Below are 15,611 nucleotides of genomic sequence, written 5' to 3'. Positions count from 1 at the left end.
ATCTCATGGCTGAAGCCTATATCGTCGGCGGCGTCCGCACGCCTATCGGCCGCTACGGCGGTGCGCTGTCGAGCGCCCGCCCGGACGATCTGGCAGCGCATGTGATCCGCGAGGCGTTGGCGCGCGTCTCATCCGTTCCGGCCGAAGCGATCGACGAAGTCGTGCTTGGCTGTGCCAACCAGGCCGGCGAGGACAATCGTAACGTTGCCCGCATGGCCGCCTTGCTCGCCCGGCTACCGCAGACGGTTGCGGGAACGACGATCAACCGGCTCTGTGGTTCCGGTCTGGACGCTGTCGGCTACGCTGCTCGCGCGATCCGGCTCGGCGAAGCCGAGATCATGGTCGCCGGCGGCGTCGAAAGCATGTCGCGCGCACCCTTCGTCATGCCGAAGGCCGAAGGCCCGTTCCAGCGCAGCACCGAGATCCACGACACCACCATCGGCTGGCGCTTCGTCAACCCGGTGATGAAGGACCAATACGGCATCGACTCGATGCCGGAGACCGCCGAAAACGTCGCCGCCGAGTTTTCCATCTCCCGCGAAGACCAGGATGCCTTTGCGCTTCGCAGCCAGGCGCGCGCGGCAGCTGCGCAAAAGAGTGGGCGTTTTGCCGGCGAGATCGCTCCCTATGCGATCAAAGGACGCAAGGGCGAGACGACATGGGTCGAACACGACGAGCATCCCCGCGAGACGACGATCGAAAAGCTCGGCAGCCTGCAGACGCCCTTCCGCGCCAATGGCACGGTGACCGCCGGCAATGCTTCCGGCGTCAATGACGGCGCCGCGGCAGTCATTCTCGCCTCGGCCGGCGCAGTCGAGCGTTACGGGCTTCAGCCGTTGGCCCGCGTCGACGGCATGGCAACGGCCGGTGTCGCGCCGCGCATCATGGGCATCGGCCCGGTCTTTTCGACGCGAAAGCTGCTGGAGCGTTTTGGTCTCGGCATCGGCGACATCGATATCGTCGAGTTGAACGAAGCTTTTGCCGCACAGGCGCTCGCCTGCATGCGGCAGCTTGGACTGGCCGACGATGCGCCCCACGTCAATCCGAACGGCGGCGCCATCGCGCTCGGCCATCCGCTCGGCATGTCCGGCGCGCGTCTGGCCCTCACCACGGCCCTGGAGCTTGAGGCGCAGGGTTCGAAGCGTGCGATTGCCACCATGTGCATCGGCGTCGGACAGGGCATTTCGATGCTGTTGTCACGGCCGTAGCGATTGGACGTTTCGGTCGTCCGCCGAAGGCCGCCCAAAACGTTGAGAAAGCCGGGCTACTCAGTTGAGGAGTTAAGACCGAGCCGCAGGCGGCTCGGTCTCCAAGCTTACTTTCCACCCCAGGCGGCGGGATAGTCCGGCAGCTTCTCGCAGCCGCACATAGCGTGATGCAGCGGCGGCATCTTGGCATCGACATACTGGTCGAGCGTTTCTGCCGTGATCGCCGGCTGCGGCATGACCCATTCCGGGCCGGGCACGGCCTCTCCCTGCAGCACCTTCACTGCCGCGATGATCGGCGTGCGCCATTGGTAGGTCGGATAGGTTGGCGCTATCGCCTTGAAGCCTTCCGACTTCCACTTGACCAGGAAGTCCTGCTGGTCCTCGCCGGTAATGATCGGAGGCGGCAGGCCGGCATCCTCGAAGGCTTCGAGGGCTGCAACCGCCGTCGCACCCGCATCCATCCAGATCGCATCGATCTTGCCCCGTTGCAGGTAGTCTTCGACGATCGACTTGGTCTTGGCATTGTCGCCCTCGGTGAATTCCTCGCCGATGACGTTCAGGCCGGTCTCCTTGAAAATGCGCTTGGCCGCGGACGCGCGGGTCTCGAGAACATCGACACCCGGCACGATCCGCAGCATCAGGACGTCGGCCCCCGCCGGTGCCGTGGCCGCCACGAACTCGCCTGCCTGGATACCGAAGCCGTAACCGCCGACCGGGTGGATGAAGGTGACCGGGCACTTGGTGTTGACGCCGCGGTCAAAGACGATCACCGGCAACTTGGCACAAGCTTTTTCGACCGCCGGCGTCAGGGCTGCGGTCGTATTCGGCGAGACGATCAGGGCCGAGCACTTGCCGCCATTGATGAGGTCGTCGATGTCGGCGATCTGCTTGTCGTCGGACCCTTCGGCATCGACGTGAATAAGCTCCTTGATCTCCGGATGGAGCTTCACTTCGGCCTGCATGTTCGTCCAGCCGGTTACCCGCCAAGCATTGTTCACGCCGGCGTTCGAGAAGCAGATCGTGTAAGGACCTGGCTTCTTGTACTTTGCAGTGTCGGCCATCTGGTCGCCATAGTACTGTTGCCACGGCTCCCCTTCCGGGCCATTGGCCTTGGCCGTCAGCAGCGTCCGTTGCCTGTCGAACTCGGCTGTATCGTCGAAGTTCAGCTGTTGGCTATGCGCCGTGCCGGCGATGAGTGCCGCCGAAAGGGCGGCGGTCAGCAATCTTTTCATGTCTCACTCCCATTGATCATGATTTTCAGTTCCTCCCGACGGCTTGAGGCCGGCGAAATCAGGTCCCGCCGGCGCGGTTGCGCCGGTAGGTGGCAAGCACGACCGCGGCGATCAGGATCAGGCCCTGGACGACATCGCGCGTCGGCTTCGGCAGTCCGATGAAATTGAGCAGCGTGAAGATGGCGGTCAGCGTCAGCGCGCCTGCAATCGAGGCCGAAACGGAGCCGCGGCCGCCGAGAAGCTGCGCGCCGCCGATGACGCAGGCGGTGATCGCCTGGAGCTCGTAGCCGACACCGACATCGGTCGATACGCCTGCAAATCCACCGAGCAGGATGCCCGCCGTCACCGCGCTCAGCGACGAGGCGACAAAAGCGATGATGCGCACCCTCACGATCGGGACGCCCGACATCTGCGCCGCCCGCGGATTGTCGCCGAGCGCGTGCAACATGCGCCCGAGATTGGTGCGATGCATCAGCCAGAACAGGACGAAGCCGACAACCATAAGCACCAGCAATGCCACCGGCAGGAACTGGATCAGCGGAATGCCCTGAAGGCTGGCGCGCCCGAAGAAGCGGAACGTCTCCGGCAGGTAGCCGCGCGGCGAACCGCTCGACCACATGAAGGCAGCACCATTGAGCGTGATCATCATGCCGAGCGTGGCGATCAATGACGGCACCCGGAGGTAGGAAACGACCATGCCGTTGACCACGCCGACGGCAAGCCCCACCGCATACATGACCGCAATCACCCACCAGGTCGCATCGGCGCTGTTGTCGAGCAGCATCGACGAGCCGACAACCGTCAGCGTGATGAGCGAGCCTGCGGATAAGTCAAAGCCGCCGGACACGATGACGTAGATCTGGCCGGCCGCGAGGATGGCGAGAGGAGCGGCACGCTTCAGGAAATTCATGTAGCCGGTGGGCTCCATGAAGTTCGGGTTCGAAAACGTGATGGCAACGAGAAGGGCTGCCAGCACGAAGAAGACGGGATTGATCTTCGGCAGCCGCCCAACGCTTGCCACGCCGCGCGTCTTTGCGGAGCCGACGGTTTCCTGGATCATGCCACTATCCTCTTTGAACGGACTGCGTAGAAGGCGACGGCGGCGACGATGATGATGCCGCGCATCACCTGCTTGGCGAAGGCGTCGATGCCGGCGAGATTGAAGATGGAATCGATCAGCGAGAAGATGATCACGCCGGCAACCGTGCCCCAGATCCCGCCCTTGCCGCCGGCAAGGATCGTGCCGCCGATGACGACGACCGCGATCGATTCCAGATCGTAGGCGCCTTCCGTGCCGATCCAGGGCGAGCCGGATTTCAGGCGGCTGGCCAGGTAGAGGCCGGCGAGCGCCGCGCAAAGGCTGCAGATGATATGGCTCGCCATGACGACCCGGGTCGTGTTGATGCCGGCCGCGCGCGCCGTGTCGCGGCTGCCGCCAACCGAATAGATGTTGGATCCGAAGCGCGTGAAGCGCAGCACGATCCATGCGCCAAGGACGAGCAGCGCCAGGACGATCAGGCTGACCGGTAGCCCGAGCACCTCTCCATAGGCAAAATACTGGAACGCATCCGGCACCGAACCGCCGAACCGGCCATGAAAGGAGGCAAGACAGCCCTGAATGATCAGTGCCATGCCGAGCGTCGCGATCAGCGGGTTGACGTCGAGACGCGTGATCAGGAGCCCGTTGAGCGTGCCGACCACCGCCCCCATGACGAGCACCGCAACAACCGCCGGCACCATCATCGCCGGATCGCCGTTCATGATCGCGGAGGACACCACGGCCGAGGCCGAGATGAGATGGGCCACCGACAGGTCGATCGAACCGACGAGTATGGTGAAGGTCTGCCCGACGGCGGTGATGCCAAGCGCGATGGACCGGTTGAGGATGGAGACGGTCGCCTCCGGCGTCAGGAAGCGTGTCAGGCCGAGGCTGAGCGCAATCGCGACATAGATGAGGACGGCCAGCCCGAGCAGCAGCGCCGGCGCGTAGTGTTCCCTGCGCCAGGCCGGAAAGCGGATGAGACTTACCTTGTTCATGCTGCCACCGCCTCCTCGCCGGTTGCCGCCAACATCACGTCGGCCTCACTGACCCCGCGCGAAAACGCCGCGACGAGTTCGCCATTCCGCATCACAAGGACGCGGTCGGATACGCCGAGAACCTCCGGAAGATCGGACGAGACCATCATGATGGCCGTGCCCTTGCGCGCGAGATCCCGCATCAGGTGGTAGATCCCGGCCTTGGCATTGACGTCGATCCCGCGTGTCGGCTCGATGAAGATCAACAGCCGAGGCGCGAGCGCCAGCCAGCGCGCGACGATGGCTTTCTGTTGGTTTCCGCCCGACAGCGCCTTGATGTCCTGGGCAAAGCTGCCGGCGCGCACGTCGAGTTCCCGCAGCAGCTTTTCCATTGCTTCCGTCGAGGCGAATGACGTCGCATTGGCATTGCCGGAAAGGGAGGAGAGCGCGCGGGACGTCAGCATGCCGTTGTCTACGACCGATTGCATCAACACCAGCGCTTCGGCCTTGCGATCGCCCGGTAGCAGCCCGACCCCGGCGCGGATCGCCTCGCGCGGACTGGCAAACCGTGCCGGCTTTCCGGCAAGGGTGATCTCGCCCTCGGTGAAGGGAGAAAGGCCGAATATCGCCTGCGCGAGCGCAACGCGCCCTGCCCCTTGCAAGCCGGAGAAGCCGACGATCTCGCCGGCACGCAGCTCGAAGGACACGTTTTTCAGCCGGTCGTTTCCGGCATTGCGGACTGAGAGCACGACGTCGCCGATCTCCTGCGGTGCGGCCGGTTCCGCATAGAAATCGCCAAGGTCACGGCCGACCATGGCGCGCACGATCGCCTCCGGCTCGGGCACATGGTCGAAGCAAACCGCCACCTCGCCATCCTTGAGCACCGTCACGCGATTGGCGAGCCGCGTGATTTCAGGCATGCGGTGGGTGATGTAGACGATGGCCACACCGCTCTTCTTCAGGGTGTCGACGAGACCGAAGAGCACCTCGCATTCGGCCTCGTTCAGCGCTGCCGTCGGCTCGTCCATCACGATCACCTTTGCCTCGAGCGACACCGCCTTGGCGATCTCGACCAGTTGCTGGCTGGCGACGTCGAGGTCGGCGACCACAGTGCTCGGCTCGATCCGATGCGCCGAGCCGAACAGCGCAAGCACGCGCTGCGCTTCGTCGTTCATCGCCCTGTGGTCGATCAGACCGCGACGCGTCGGCTCGCGGCCGAGGAAGATGTTCTGTGCGACGGTTCGCTCGGGCAGCAGGGAGAATTCCTGATAGATGACAGCAATGCCCGCCCGGATCGCCGCCAGCGGATGCGTGAAATGCCGTTCCTCGCCGTTCACGACAACCGCGCCTGCGTCCGGCCGATAGACGCCGGAAAGGATTTTCATCAGCGTCGACTTGCCGGCACCGTTCTCGCCGGCCAGCGCATGAACCTCGCCGCAATGGGCGGAGAAGCTGACGCTTTTCAACGCCTTGACGCCGGGGAAACTCTTGGTGATACCGCGCATCTCGATGGCGGGATGTTGCGTGTTCATGCTGCAGCCCATGTCTTGCGGATGAATGTCGCGCTCTCGGAAAAGAGCGTATCGAAGTCGGGAAACAGCGGCCGCCAGACGCGGGTCGCCGTCGCAATCGCCGGAAGCCCGGCGCCGAATGCCTCAAGCGTCAGCCAACCGTCATAGCCGATCTCCTTCAACACCGTGAACATCGCCGCAAAGTCGATATGCCCGCGCCCCGGTATGCCGCGATCGTTCTCGGAGACATGGAAGACACCGATATCCTGGCCGATCAGCCGGATCGCCGCCTCCGGCCGACGCTCCTCCACATTGGCATGGAAGGTGTCGTACATGATCTTGAAGGCAGGATGTGCCACGCGATCCACATAAGCACGCGCCTGCTCCATCGTGTTGAGAAAATAGGTCTCGAAACGATTGAGTGGCTCGAGGCTCAGATGCATGCCGTGGGCCGCGGCCCGCTCCGCGAGCGCATGGTGCGCGTCGGCCCCGTGTTTCAGCTCGTCTTCGCTGGCGCCCCGCCCGGTGAAGAAGCCGATCGGCGCATGAAACGGCCCACCCATGCTTTCGGCGCCAAGGGCGATGGCGCAGTCAAGCGCCCAGTCGAGATGGGCGCGCCCGCGCGCCCGCACGTCGGCATCGCAACTGACGGGGTTTGCCTCGGGCGTCGGGACGATCGATGTGGTGGACCGGCCGAGGCCGAGTCCGTCCAGTTCGCGGCCCAGGCGTTCGTAGTGACTTACCTTGCCCGATAGAACCGGCACTTCGACGCCGTCATAGCCGAGATCGCGCAACCGGCTGATGTTGTCGAGATGCCTCTCCTCGACGAAATCGGTCAGGCAAAGGAGATTGATACCAAGCTTCATGGGGCACTCAATTCAAAGAGATGCCGAGATCGCGACAGATCGCGCGGATCCAGGCCAGTGACGTTTCGATCATCGGGCCAGCGGCGCCTTCGCATTCGAGGCTGAGCACACCGTCGTAGCCATGGTCGCGAAGCGTGGCGAGGCAAGCCTTGATGTTCTCGGCATTGACGCCCTCGCCGAGCGCGCAATGGCTGACCGCGATCCCGGTTTGCCCGCCGCGGGCGGCCGCTGCCAGCGACGGCGACACGTCCTTCAGATGGACATGGGACACCCTGTCGATGAACCGCGACAGAAACTGCTGCGGTTCCTGCCCGGCGATGAACGTGTTGCCGGTGTCCATGTTCATGCGCAGCCACTTGCTGTCTGCGAAGTCGAGCATGCGCTCCATGAATTCCGGACGCGTCGTGAAATGACCATGGGGCTCGATGTTGACGACGATCTCGTGTGCTTCGGCGACTTCGACGATCTTTTCGTAGCTGCGCTTCATCAGCGCCATCGATTGTTCTTCGGTCAGTCCGGGCGGCATGTGGAGCCCGTCTGTCGTGTCGACGCAGGGGCTGCCGGCCTGCGCTGCCCAGGCAATCGACTTCAGCACATAGGGCACACCTCTGAGCGGCCCGTCCTCGCCAGACAGTGGATAGGCCGCATCGACCTGCGAAAAGCGCACGCCGTAGCGCTCCATCTTGCGACGCAAGAGGACGGGATCCTCGTAGAGCGCGACATGCGGTTGGTAGCCCAGTCCGTGGATCCAGCTCACGCCATCGATCAGGCCGCATTCGATCAAGTGCAAATCGTTGTCGCTTGCCCATTGCAAGCATTTTTCAAACGACCAGTAGGCCGAGTTGAACGCGTCCGTGTGGAAGCCTATCCGCACCGGCAAAATCCTCCCCATTTCCCTCCATACCATTGAGTTTCAACGGCAAATCACCAGCGCCTCCAAAATGTCGCTTGATGATGCCCAAGCATTGCGCAATAAATCGATGCCTGCGTTCGAAATAGACGACTGGTAAATTTTATACATCCGCGAGGGAGCAGCATGACGAGGAGCAGCAACGAACGGGCCGTCAATCGGCCTGCGGTCTTCCGCGAGCCGGGCGCCCTGCTCTATGCCGGCAATTGCCAGGACCTGATGAAGGCCTCGCTTGCGGGCCAGGTGTTGCTCAACGCCTGGACGCGGCGCGGCTATCCCGGCATCGATCTCGGCGCGGCGCTGCCACAGGTCTGCTCCGTCGGCGGCTGGGATGCGACCACCCCGCAGGACTGGGGCCTGCGCGAACATTGCAACGAAGGGGTCAAGATCGCCTATCTGGCGCGCGGATCATTGACGATCACTATGGATGGCCGCAGGACGACGATCAAGGAAGGCCAGATGTTCGTCGTGCGACCCTGGCAGTTGCACGCGCTCGGCGATCCCAATGTCGGCGCCAGCCACATCATCTGGGTGCTCATGGATATGGGCGTGCGCCGCCCGCACGAAACCTGGCTGTGGCCCGACTGGATCGGCTGGCCCGAGCGCGACCGAAAGCGCCTGAGCGAACTTCTGTCGAAGAACGAACAGATTTCCTACAACGCCTCGCGCGAGGTCGCCCGCACCTTCCTCGATATCCACGAGGTGGTGGCAGGCGGCGATATCGACGGTGGCGAAGCGCATCTGCGCCTTTTGATTTCGATGATGCTGCTGCAATTCCGCCAGATGCTGGAAAGCCAGGCGCCGGTTCTGGATCTTGCTCTCGCAAGCTCGAAACGCACGGTCGAGATCTTTCTGAAACGGCTGCGTCACGCGCTCGACGAGGACTGGACGCTCGAGAACATGGCGGCGGAGTGCAATCTTTCCCGCACGCAATTTTCGCAGCATTGCCAGGTGCTGACCAACATGACGCCGGTCCGCTACCTCCAGACGCTCCGGCTCAACGCCGCACGGCAGCTTCTCGAAAGCGGCGCGCATTCGGTCACCAATATCGCCTTTGATTGCGGCTTCTCATCGAGCCAGTATTTTGCCACCTGCTACAAGAAGCGCTTCGGCTTTTCGCCAATGGAAACGCCGCGTCAGACGCTATCGATCGCCAACTGAAAGTGAGCCGCCGCGACCGGATCAAAGCCGCTTCGCAGCGACGCTCGCGAGCGATGATCGAGGCGCTGGTGGAAGCGACGGCGCGTGTCCTGATCAAGGAAGGATTTGAGCGCGCAAACACAAATCGCATTGCCGAGGAGGCCGGCGTCAGCATCGGCTCCCTCTATCAATATTTTCCGAGCAAGGAAGCGCTCGTCGTTGCCGCCATCGAACGGCACAAGGGCGAGATGGTCGATGTCTTGCGGAGTACCCTCGCAAAGGTGACGACGCTACCGCTCGACAATGCCGTGCGCGAACTGGTCAAGGCGATGATCGATGCGCATCGCGTGAACCCGGACCTTCATCGGGTGCTGGTCGAGGAAACGCCTCGTGCGGGACGGATTGGCACGATCGACGGCTTTGACAGAGAGTTCTACGAGCTGATCAGGGCGTATCTCGAATTGCACAAGGTAGAACTGCGGCCGGTGGACCTGGACCTGGCCGCTTACATCTGCGTCAGTTGCACGGAAGCGCTGACGCACGGCGCGGTCGTCGGCAGTCCAGATAAGCTAAACGATGGGAACGTCGACGCCTTCATCAACGAAGTGACGACGCTGATCACACGCTACCTGAAGTAACGCCCTCCAGGTCCAGACATCCAAGATGCGAGCAGGGTCTTGGTAACGTGACGCCGCTCCGTGAACGCCTGCGGCCAACTGCGTGAATTGCCGGGGAAATTTGGAGGGGTAGCGCGCGCCGAGACAGCTTCCCGAACGCGAGTAGATTTTTGCGAGCAATCGCTCACAATTCGCCTGCGCGCGGCCATTCCGACAACCAGCCTCGTGTCGACATCGAATGCCACACGAGCGGTCAAACAACCGCTTCTCGAAGCCCCAGACCAAGGTAACAGGAAGATGTACGCACACGTCGTGATGATTCATGCCGCGGCCATGGGCACGGCATTTCTGCTGTTTGCAGCACGGGAGCTGCTTTTCATTACTGCCTGGCGAGGGCAAATCGGCGCTGCGAAATTGGCGCTGACCGCCAACTGGATTGCGGGCCTGCTCACGGGCATAGGGATTGCCGGAGGCATTGGGCTCATCGTCTTGGGCGGGTGGCCGCTATCGACACCCTGGCTACTGGTGTCATTCACCCTGATCGCCACCTTGATGGTTGTCGAAAGCAGGTTCGTACGGCCATGGGAGGCACAGGTGCAACCAGCCCTTCAAGGCGCGAGCGACACAATGGAAGTCCGAGCGCTTCTTGGAAACAAGCGCGCCCTGGGCGGCCGCCTGGCATCGATCTTACTTTTCGCTCTGGTCATAGCGCTGATGGTCGTCAAACCCGACCTACCCGGCATTTTCGGCGCCTAGGGCCACGCCGGCGGGCACAGCAGCGTTGCACGGCCCTCGGAGGACGACCCTGACAACAACGTCTAAGTCAGCCTCGCTGTTTGGCGAATGCCAAGTTTAGAGGCGGTCCCAAGGATTGACGACAGGGACACCTGCCGCCTCAAAGGGGCTTGTATCGCGTGTTGCGATTGCAAAACCCTTGGAGGCTGCGATAGCGGCGATGTACCCATCAGGCGTCGGGAGGCCCTTCCCCGCCGCTCGCGCCCCTGCTGCGAGATCCGCATAATGCCGCGCGCACGCAGCGTCGAACGGCAATACGCGATCACCGAACAATTCGAGCAGGCCATCAAGTGTTTCGGCTAGCGCTTTCTTGCGACGCCCCTCCGGCAGCGCGGCGATGCCAAACAGCAGCTCCGCCAACGTCACACTGGACAAATAAAGGGTCTCGGCGACTTGGTCATTCAACCAAGTGCGCACTGCCAGATCCGGCGCCGGCTTCATCGCTTCCGAGACAACATTCGTGTCCAGGATGATCATTCAAACCTCATTGGCTTCGCCGGCACCTTGTCCCGCACCTGGTCGAACACTTCAAAATCCTCGTTGGTCAGGCCAACCCGCGCGCCTAGTTCAGCCAAGGCGTCTCCCATACGGACACGTTCTTCCGGTTTTACCGCTAGTTCCAAGATATCTCGGACTTCCGCCTCTGTGCTGCGGCCGTGAACCGCCGCCCGAACACGCAAGGCTCTGTGCACTTCTTCAGGCACATTTCGGATTGTCAAAACAGCCACAGTCAGACACTCCATCTTGATTTCATTGACTGCAGTATAGTCTCAATGCAGTCACCACTCAAGTTACAGGATTGTGGCGAGTACGAAACGCTCATTAAAGTACCGACCAGCGCTTCAACGCAACTCGCAGCCCTCCGCGCCAGCCGTTCATCAACGGATTTGAACTCACCGCCCTACATGCAGGGCGGTGAGTTTCCGTTTCAGGGTGTCGTCACGCCAGTGCCGGCAGCAACTGGTCGATGCTCTTCTTGGCGTCGCCGTAGAACATGCGGGTGTTGTCCTTGTAGAACAGCGGGTTCTCGATGCCGGAGTAACCGGTACCCTGGCCGCGCTTGGAGACGAACACCTGCTTGGCCTTCCAGACTTCGAGCACCGGCATGCCGGCGATCGGCGAGTTCGGGTCTTCCTGAGCAGCCGGATTGACGATGTCGTTGGAGCCGATGACGATGACGACGTCGGTTTCGTGGAAGTCTTCGTTGATCTCGTCCATCTCCAGCACGATGTCGTAGGGAACCTTCGCCTCGGCCAGGAGCACGTTCATGTGGCCCGGCAGACGGCCGGCGACCGGGTGAATGGCGAAGCGGACGTTCTTGCCGGCCGCCCGCAGCTTGCGGGTAAGCTCGGAGACCGACTGCTGCGCCTGCGCCACCGCCATGCCGTAGCCCGGCACGATGATGACGCTGTCGGCGTCGTTAAGCGCAGCGGCCACACCATCGGCATCAATGGCGATCTGCTCGCCGGTGATTTCCATTGCCGGACCGGTGGTGGCGCCGAAACCACCGAGAATGACCGAGACGAAGGAGCGGTTCATCGCCTTGCACATGATGTAGGAGAGGATCGCACCCGAGGAGCCGACCAGCGCACCGGTGACGATCAGAAGGTCGTTGCCGAGCGTGAAGCCGATCGCGGCGGCCGCCCAGCCGGAATAGCTGTTCAGCATCGACACCACCACCGGCATGTCGGCGCCGCCGATGCCCATGATCAGGTGATACCCGATGAAGAAGGCGGCGAGCGTCATGACAAGCAGCGTCCAGGTGCCGGCACCATTGACGTAGAGCGCCAACAGAACGAGCGAGAGAAGAGCAGCACCGGCGTTGAGCAGGTGACCGCCCGGCAGCTTCTTGGCCTTGCCGTCGACCTTGCCGGCAAGCTTGCCGAAGGCGATGACCGAGCCGGTGAAGGTGACGGCGCCGATGAAGACGCCGAGGAAGACCTCGACCTTCATGATCGACAGTTCCACCGGTTCCTTGTGCGCGAGGATCGCGGCAAAGCCTGTCAATGCGGAGCGGGCCGCCGCATCGAGGCCGGCGACATCAGCCGCCTCGATATGGGCATTGAAGCCGATGAAGACTGCGGCGAGTCCGACGAAGGAATGGAGGGCCGCAACAAGCTGCGGCATCTCGGTCATCTGGACGCGGGAGGCAACGAAGTGGCCGAGCACGGCGCCGCCGGCAATCATCAGGACGATGATGAACCAGTTGCCGACATCGGGTCCGAAGACCGTGGCGACAATGGCGAGTGCCATGCCCGTCATACCGTACCAGACGGCGCGCTTGGCGCTTTCCTGGCCCGAAAGTCCGCCGAGCGAGAGGATGAAGAGGACGGCTGCCGCGATGTAGGCGGCCGATACGATACCGATCATCATAATGTCTACCCCTGCCCGATCAGGATTTCTGGAACATGGCGAGCATGCGCCGTGTGACGAGGAAGCCGCCGACGATGTTGATCGTGGCGATCAGCACCGACAGCGCCGCAAGCAGCACCACCAGCCAGTTGCCTGACCCGATCTGCAGCAGTGCGCCGAGAATGACGATGCCCGATACCGCGTTGGTGACGGCCATCAGCGGGGTGTGCAGCGAATGCGAGACGTTCCAGATGACCTGGAAGCCGACAAAGCAGGCGAGCACGAAGACGACGAAATGGCTCATGAAGGCCGGCGGCGCAAAGGCGCCGACCAAAAGCAGCAGCGCCGTGCCGACGGCGAGAAGCGTCAGCTGTCTCTTCGTCTGGGCCTTGAAGGCTGCGGCCTCGGTGGCGCGCTTTTCCTCCGGCGTCGGTTCCTTCACTTTCTCCTTGGGTTTCTGCGCCGCGATCGCGGCGATCTTCGGCGGTGGCGGCGGGTAGGTGATGGCGCCTTCGAAGGTGACGGTCGCGCCACGGATGACGTCGTCCTCCATATTGTGGACGAGCTTGCCATCCTTGCCCGGCGTCAGGTCGGTCAGCATATGGCGGATATTGGTGGCATAGAGCGTGGACGCCTGCGCGGCCATGCGGCTCGGGAAATCGGTATAGCCGATGACGACGACGCCGTTGTCGGAGACGATCCGCTGGTCGGCAACCGTCAGATCGCAGTTGCCGCCGCGCTCGGCGGCAAGGTCGACCACCACCGATCCCGGCTTCATTGCGGCCACCATGTCGGCAAGCCAGAGTTTCGGCGCGTCGCGACCGGGGATCAGCGCCGTGGTGATGACGATGTCGATCTGCGGCGCAAGCTCGCGGAATTTGGCAAGCTGCTTCTCGCGGAACTCCGGCGAAGACGGGGCTGCATAGCCGCCGGTGGCAGCGCCGTCCTGCTGAGTGCCCCCCTCACCATCGGCGAAATCGAGATAGACGAATTCGGCGCCCATGCTTTCGATCTGTTCGGCGACCTCTGGACGCACGTCAAAGGCATAGGTCTGGGCGCCGAGCGAGGTGGCGACACCGATCGCCGCAAGTCCGGCGACGCCGGCACCGATCACCAGGACCTTTGCCGGCGGCACCTTGCCGGCGGCCGTTACCTGGCCGGTGAAGAAGCGGCCGAAATTGTTGCCGGCCTCGATCACCGCGCGATAGCCGGCGATATTGGCCATTGACGACAGCGCATCCATCTTCTGGGCGCGGCTGATGCGCGGCACCATGTCCATGGCGATGACGTTGGCGCCCTTCGCCTTGGCAAGCTCCAGCAGTTCGGCATTCTGGCCGGGATAGAAGAACGAGATCAGCGTCTTGTCCGCAGACAGGTGCGCGACTTCACTCGGCTCGGGCGGCCGTACCTTGACGACCACATCGGCTGAACCCCACAGCGCCTCTGCCGACGGCGCCACCTCGACGCCCGCGGCGCGATAGGCATCATCGGAAAAACCAGCCGCAACGCCAGCACCCGTTTCGATGATGCTGCTATAGCCAAGTTTCGCAAGTTGCACCGCGCTGTCAGGTGTCAGCGCCACGCGCGCCTCGCTTGCGGTGACCTCCCGCGGCGCGCCAATTTTAATCGCCATGCTTGTCTGTCCTCTCCTGCCGACTAGGCAATGCCTTGTCCCTCAACAATGCGACAGCAGAACAAGCAAACCTTGAGAGTACTGTCCAGTACGCTTTGCCGCGAATCCGTCCATTCTTGTCGCTTTTTAGTTTTCCCTAATCGTTTTTATCGGCCGGGCACCACGCCAGGCCGGCCGATCGGGCGCGAATGGTCAGCAAAAAGCAGACGGAGACGCCTCCGCAAAGCGGGCGCGGAATCGGTTCCAGGGGCCCGCCGATCGCGTGTGTGAAGCGACGAACATCACCCGAGAGGGGTCCGAGTCCGCATCCGTTGCATGAAACGATCACGCCGAGCGGCGACCGGCAACGTGGCGCACCGACATCGACGCGGCACGGGGAGGTGCCGCGTCGTGCGAATCAAACTCGGCTGTCTGTTGAAGAGCCTCTAGAGAAGGCGGTAGCGTTTCAGGATTTCGGCGATCTGTTCGTCCTGCTCCCTGTTGGGCAGAAGAGCTGGCTGGCGGCTTGCGCCGACGGATGCGTCCTGAAGGTAGAGCGCGCGCTTGACCATCGCCGGGGCAAAGCCGAGTGCATAGAGGTCGGTCCGAAAGGCGGCAAAGGTTGCCTGCTGCTTCTGCGCTTCGACGATATCGCCGGCATTGAAGGCCTTCAAGATGCCCGCGAGCACATCCGGCATGGCATTTCCGAGGCCCGAGATGCAACCGGCCGCACCATTCTGCAACGCCCAGAGCACGAGGTGGTCAGGGCCGGAATAGACTTCAAAACCGTCGACCTCCTTGGCAACCTGCAGATAGGCTTCCAGCGTTTCCTTTGCGCCACCGGAATCCTTGATGCCGGCAATGTTGCCGTGGCCGGCAAGCGTGCGCGCCGTATCGGGCTCGATATGATTCTGCGTGCGGGCCGGAATATCGTAGAGGTAGACGGGCGTCTTCACGGCATCGGCCACGGTCGAGAAATGGCGGACAAGGCCATCCTGGGTGCAGGCGATGAAGAACGGCGTGATCACCGCAATGCCGTCGACGCCGATCCGGTCGAATTCGCGGGCGAGCTTGACGGTTTCGAAGGTGGCCGGCATGCCGGCATTGACGATCACCTTGACGCGACCGCCGACTTCGTCGACCACCTCTTCCGTCAGGCGCACCTTTTCCTCGAAGGTCAGCGCGGAGAAGTCGCCGTTGGTTCCGGCGCACATGATATTGTTGCCGGCTGCGACCTGGCGGCGGACCTGGGCGCGCGTCGCCTGGTAGTTGATGGTTTCGTCCTCGTTGAAGCAGGTTACGAGGGCGACGAAAGCTTGCTTGGTCATGCGGGTATTCCTCTTACTGGACGA

General features: G+C 62.7%; 15 protein-coding genes. 4 read left to right on the top strand and 11 right to left on the bottom strand.

All coding sequences use genetic code 11. The features are described from left to right. Nucleotides 1-5 precede the first annotated feature (5 nt). Nucleotides 6-1,208: a 3-oxoadipyl-CoA thiolase gene (gene pcaF / locus ACIQUG_RS23820; RefSeq protein ID WP_402324508.1), complete on the top strand. Its 1,203-nt coding sequence runs from the start codon at nt 6-8 to the stop codon at nt 1,206-1,208. Between the two features lie 107 nt (nt 1,209-1,315). Here the strand turns inward: pcaF and ACIQUG_RS23815 are convergent, their stop codons facing one another. Genes ACIQUG_RS23815 through ACIQUG_RS23790 form a run of 6 tightly spaced genes read right to left on the bottom strand, consistent with a single transcriptional unit; the run spans nt 1,316 to nt 7,707 of the window. After that, complete coding sequence (locus ACIQUG_RS23815) at nt 1,316-2,440, bottom strand: substrate-binding domain-containing protein (protein WP_402324507.1); 1,125 nt, start codon at nt 2,438-2,440, stop codon at nt 1,316-1,318. 58 nt (nt 2,441-2,498) lie between these two features. Continuing rightward, on the bottom strand, nt 2,499-3,500 hold the full coding sequence (locus tag ACIQUG_RS23810; RefSeq protein WP_402324506.1) for an ABC transporter permease: 1,002 nt from the start codon (nt 3,498-3,500) through the stop codon (nt 2,499-2,501). Continuing rightward, entirely contained in the window at nt 3,497-4,477 is a 981-nt protein-coding gene (locus ACIQUG_RS23805; RefSeq protein ID WP_402324504.1) for an ABC transporter permease, read from the bottom strand. Before ACIQUG_RS23805 ends, ACIQUG_RS23810 begins: the two co-directional genes overlap by 4 nt. Further along, entirely contained in the window at nt 4,474-5,988 is a 1,515-nt protein-coding gene (locus ACIQUG_RS23800; protein ID WP_402324503.1) for a sugar ABC transporter ATP-binding protein, read from the bottom strand. The genes ACIQUG_RS23805 and ACIQUG_RS23800 overlap by 4 nt, the downstream gene beginning before the upstream one ends. Next, nucleotides 5,985-6,833: a sugar phosphate isomerase/epimerase family protein gene (locus ACIQUG_RS23795; RefSeq protein WP_402324501.1), complete on the bottom strand. Its 849-nt coding sequence runs from the start codon at nt 6,831-6,833 to the stop codon at nt 5,985-5,987. The genes ACIQUG_RS23800 and ACIQUG_RS23795 overlap by 4 nt, the downstream gene beginning before the upstream one ends. Nucleotides 6,834-6,840: 7 nt before the next feature. Beyond that, nucleotides 6,841-7,707, bottom strand: coding sequence for a sugar phosphate isomerase/epimerase family protein (locus tag ACIQUG_RS23790; protein WP_402324499.1), 867 nt, complete (start codon nt 7,705-7,707; stop codon nt 6,841-6,843). 162 nt (nt 7,708-7,869) lie between these two features. On the opposite strand from ACIQUG_RS23790, the gene ACIQUG_RS23785 reads away from it, so the two are divergent. From ACIQUG_RS23785 to ACIQUG_RS23775, 3 genes are all read left to right on the top strand, one after another. Next, on the top strand, nt 7,870-8,904 hold the full coding sequence (locus ACIQUG_RS23785) for a helix-turn-helix domain-containing protein (RefSeq protein ID WP_402324498.1): 1,035 nt from the start codon (nt 7,870-7,872) through the stop codon (nt 8,902-8,904). 53 nt (nt 8,905-8,957) lie between these two features. Further along, the gene (locus ACIQUG_RS23780; RefSeq protein ID WP_402324497.1) at nt 8,958-9,521 is read left to right on the top strand and encodes a TetR/AcrR family transcriptional regulator; all 564 of its coding nucleotides are present in this window, start codon (nt 8,958-8,960) and stop codon (nt 9,519-9,521) included. A 276-nt stretch (nt 9,522-9,797) separates the two neighbouring features. Then, nucleotides 9,798-10,256, top strand: a complete 459-nt coding sequence (locus tag ACIQUG_RS23775; protein ID WP_402324495.1) for a hypothetical protein — start codon at nt 9,798-9,800, stop codon at nt 10,254-10,256. Between the two features lie 96 nt (nt 10,257-10,352). Here the strand turns inward: ACIQUG_RS23775 and ACIQUG_RS23770 are convergent, their stop codons facing one another. The 5 genes from ACIQUG_RS23770 to ACIQUG_RS23750 all read right to left on the bottom strand — a co-directional run bounded on the left by ACIQUG_RS23770 (nt 10,353) and on the right by ACIQUG_RS23750 (nt 15,587). After that, the gene (locus tag ACIQUG_RS23770) at nt 10,353-10,772 is read right to left on the bottom strand and encodes a type II toxin-antitoxin system VapC family toxin (protein ID WP_402324494.1); all 420 of its coding nucleotides are present in this window, start codon (nt 10,770-10,772) and stop codon (nt 10,353-10,355) included. After that, entirely contained in the window at nt 10,769-11,023 is a 255-nt protein-coding gene (locus ACIQUG_RS23765; protein ID WP_402324493.1) for a FitA-like ribbon-helix-helix domain-containing protein, read from the bottom strand. Before ACIQUG_RS23765 ends, ACIQUG_RS23770 begins: the two co-directional genes overlap by 4 nt. 211 nt (nt 11,024-11,234) lie before the next feature. After that, nucleotides 11,235-12,668, bottom strand: a complete 1,434-nt coding sequence (locus ACIQUG_RS23760; protein WP_402324492.1) for an NAD(P)(+) transhydrogenase (Re/Si-specific) subunit beta — start codon at nt 12,666-12,668, stop codon at nt 11,235-11,237. 19 nt (nt 12,669-12,687) lie between these two features. Further along, nucleotides 12,688-14,274 carry a Re/Si-specific NAD(P)(+) transhydrogenase subunit alpha gene (locus ACIQUG_RS23755; protein WP_402324648.1) on the bottom strand — a complete coding sequence of 529 codons (1,587 nt, stop codon included), beginning with the start codon at nt 14,272-14,274 and terminating at the stop codon, nt 12,688-12,690. Nucleotides 14,275-14,705: 431 nt separating this feature from the next. Further along, nucleotides 14,706-15,587 (bottom strand): dihydrodipicolinate synthase family protein, encoded by an 882-nt coding sequence (locus ACIQUG_RS23750; protein WP_402324491.1) that lies wholly within the window; start codon nt 15,585-15,587, stop codon nt 14,706-14,708. Between the last annotated feature and the right edge of the window lie 24 nt (nt 15,588-15,611).

The organism is Ensifer sp. NPDC090286, from assembly GCF_044769565.1.
GTDB lineage: Bacteria > Pseudomonadota > Alphaproteobacteria > Rhizobiales > Rhizobiaceae > Ensifer.
The sequence above is the reverse complement of the archived record's forward strand: the minus strand, read 5'-3'. Positions and strand labels throughout refer to the sequence as shown.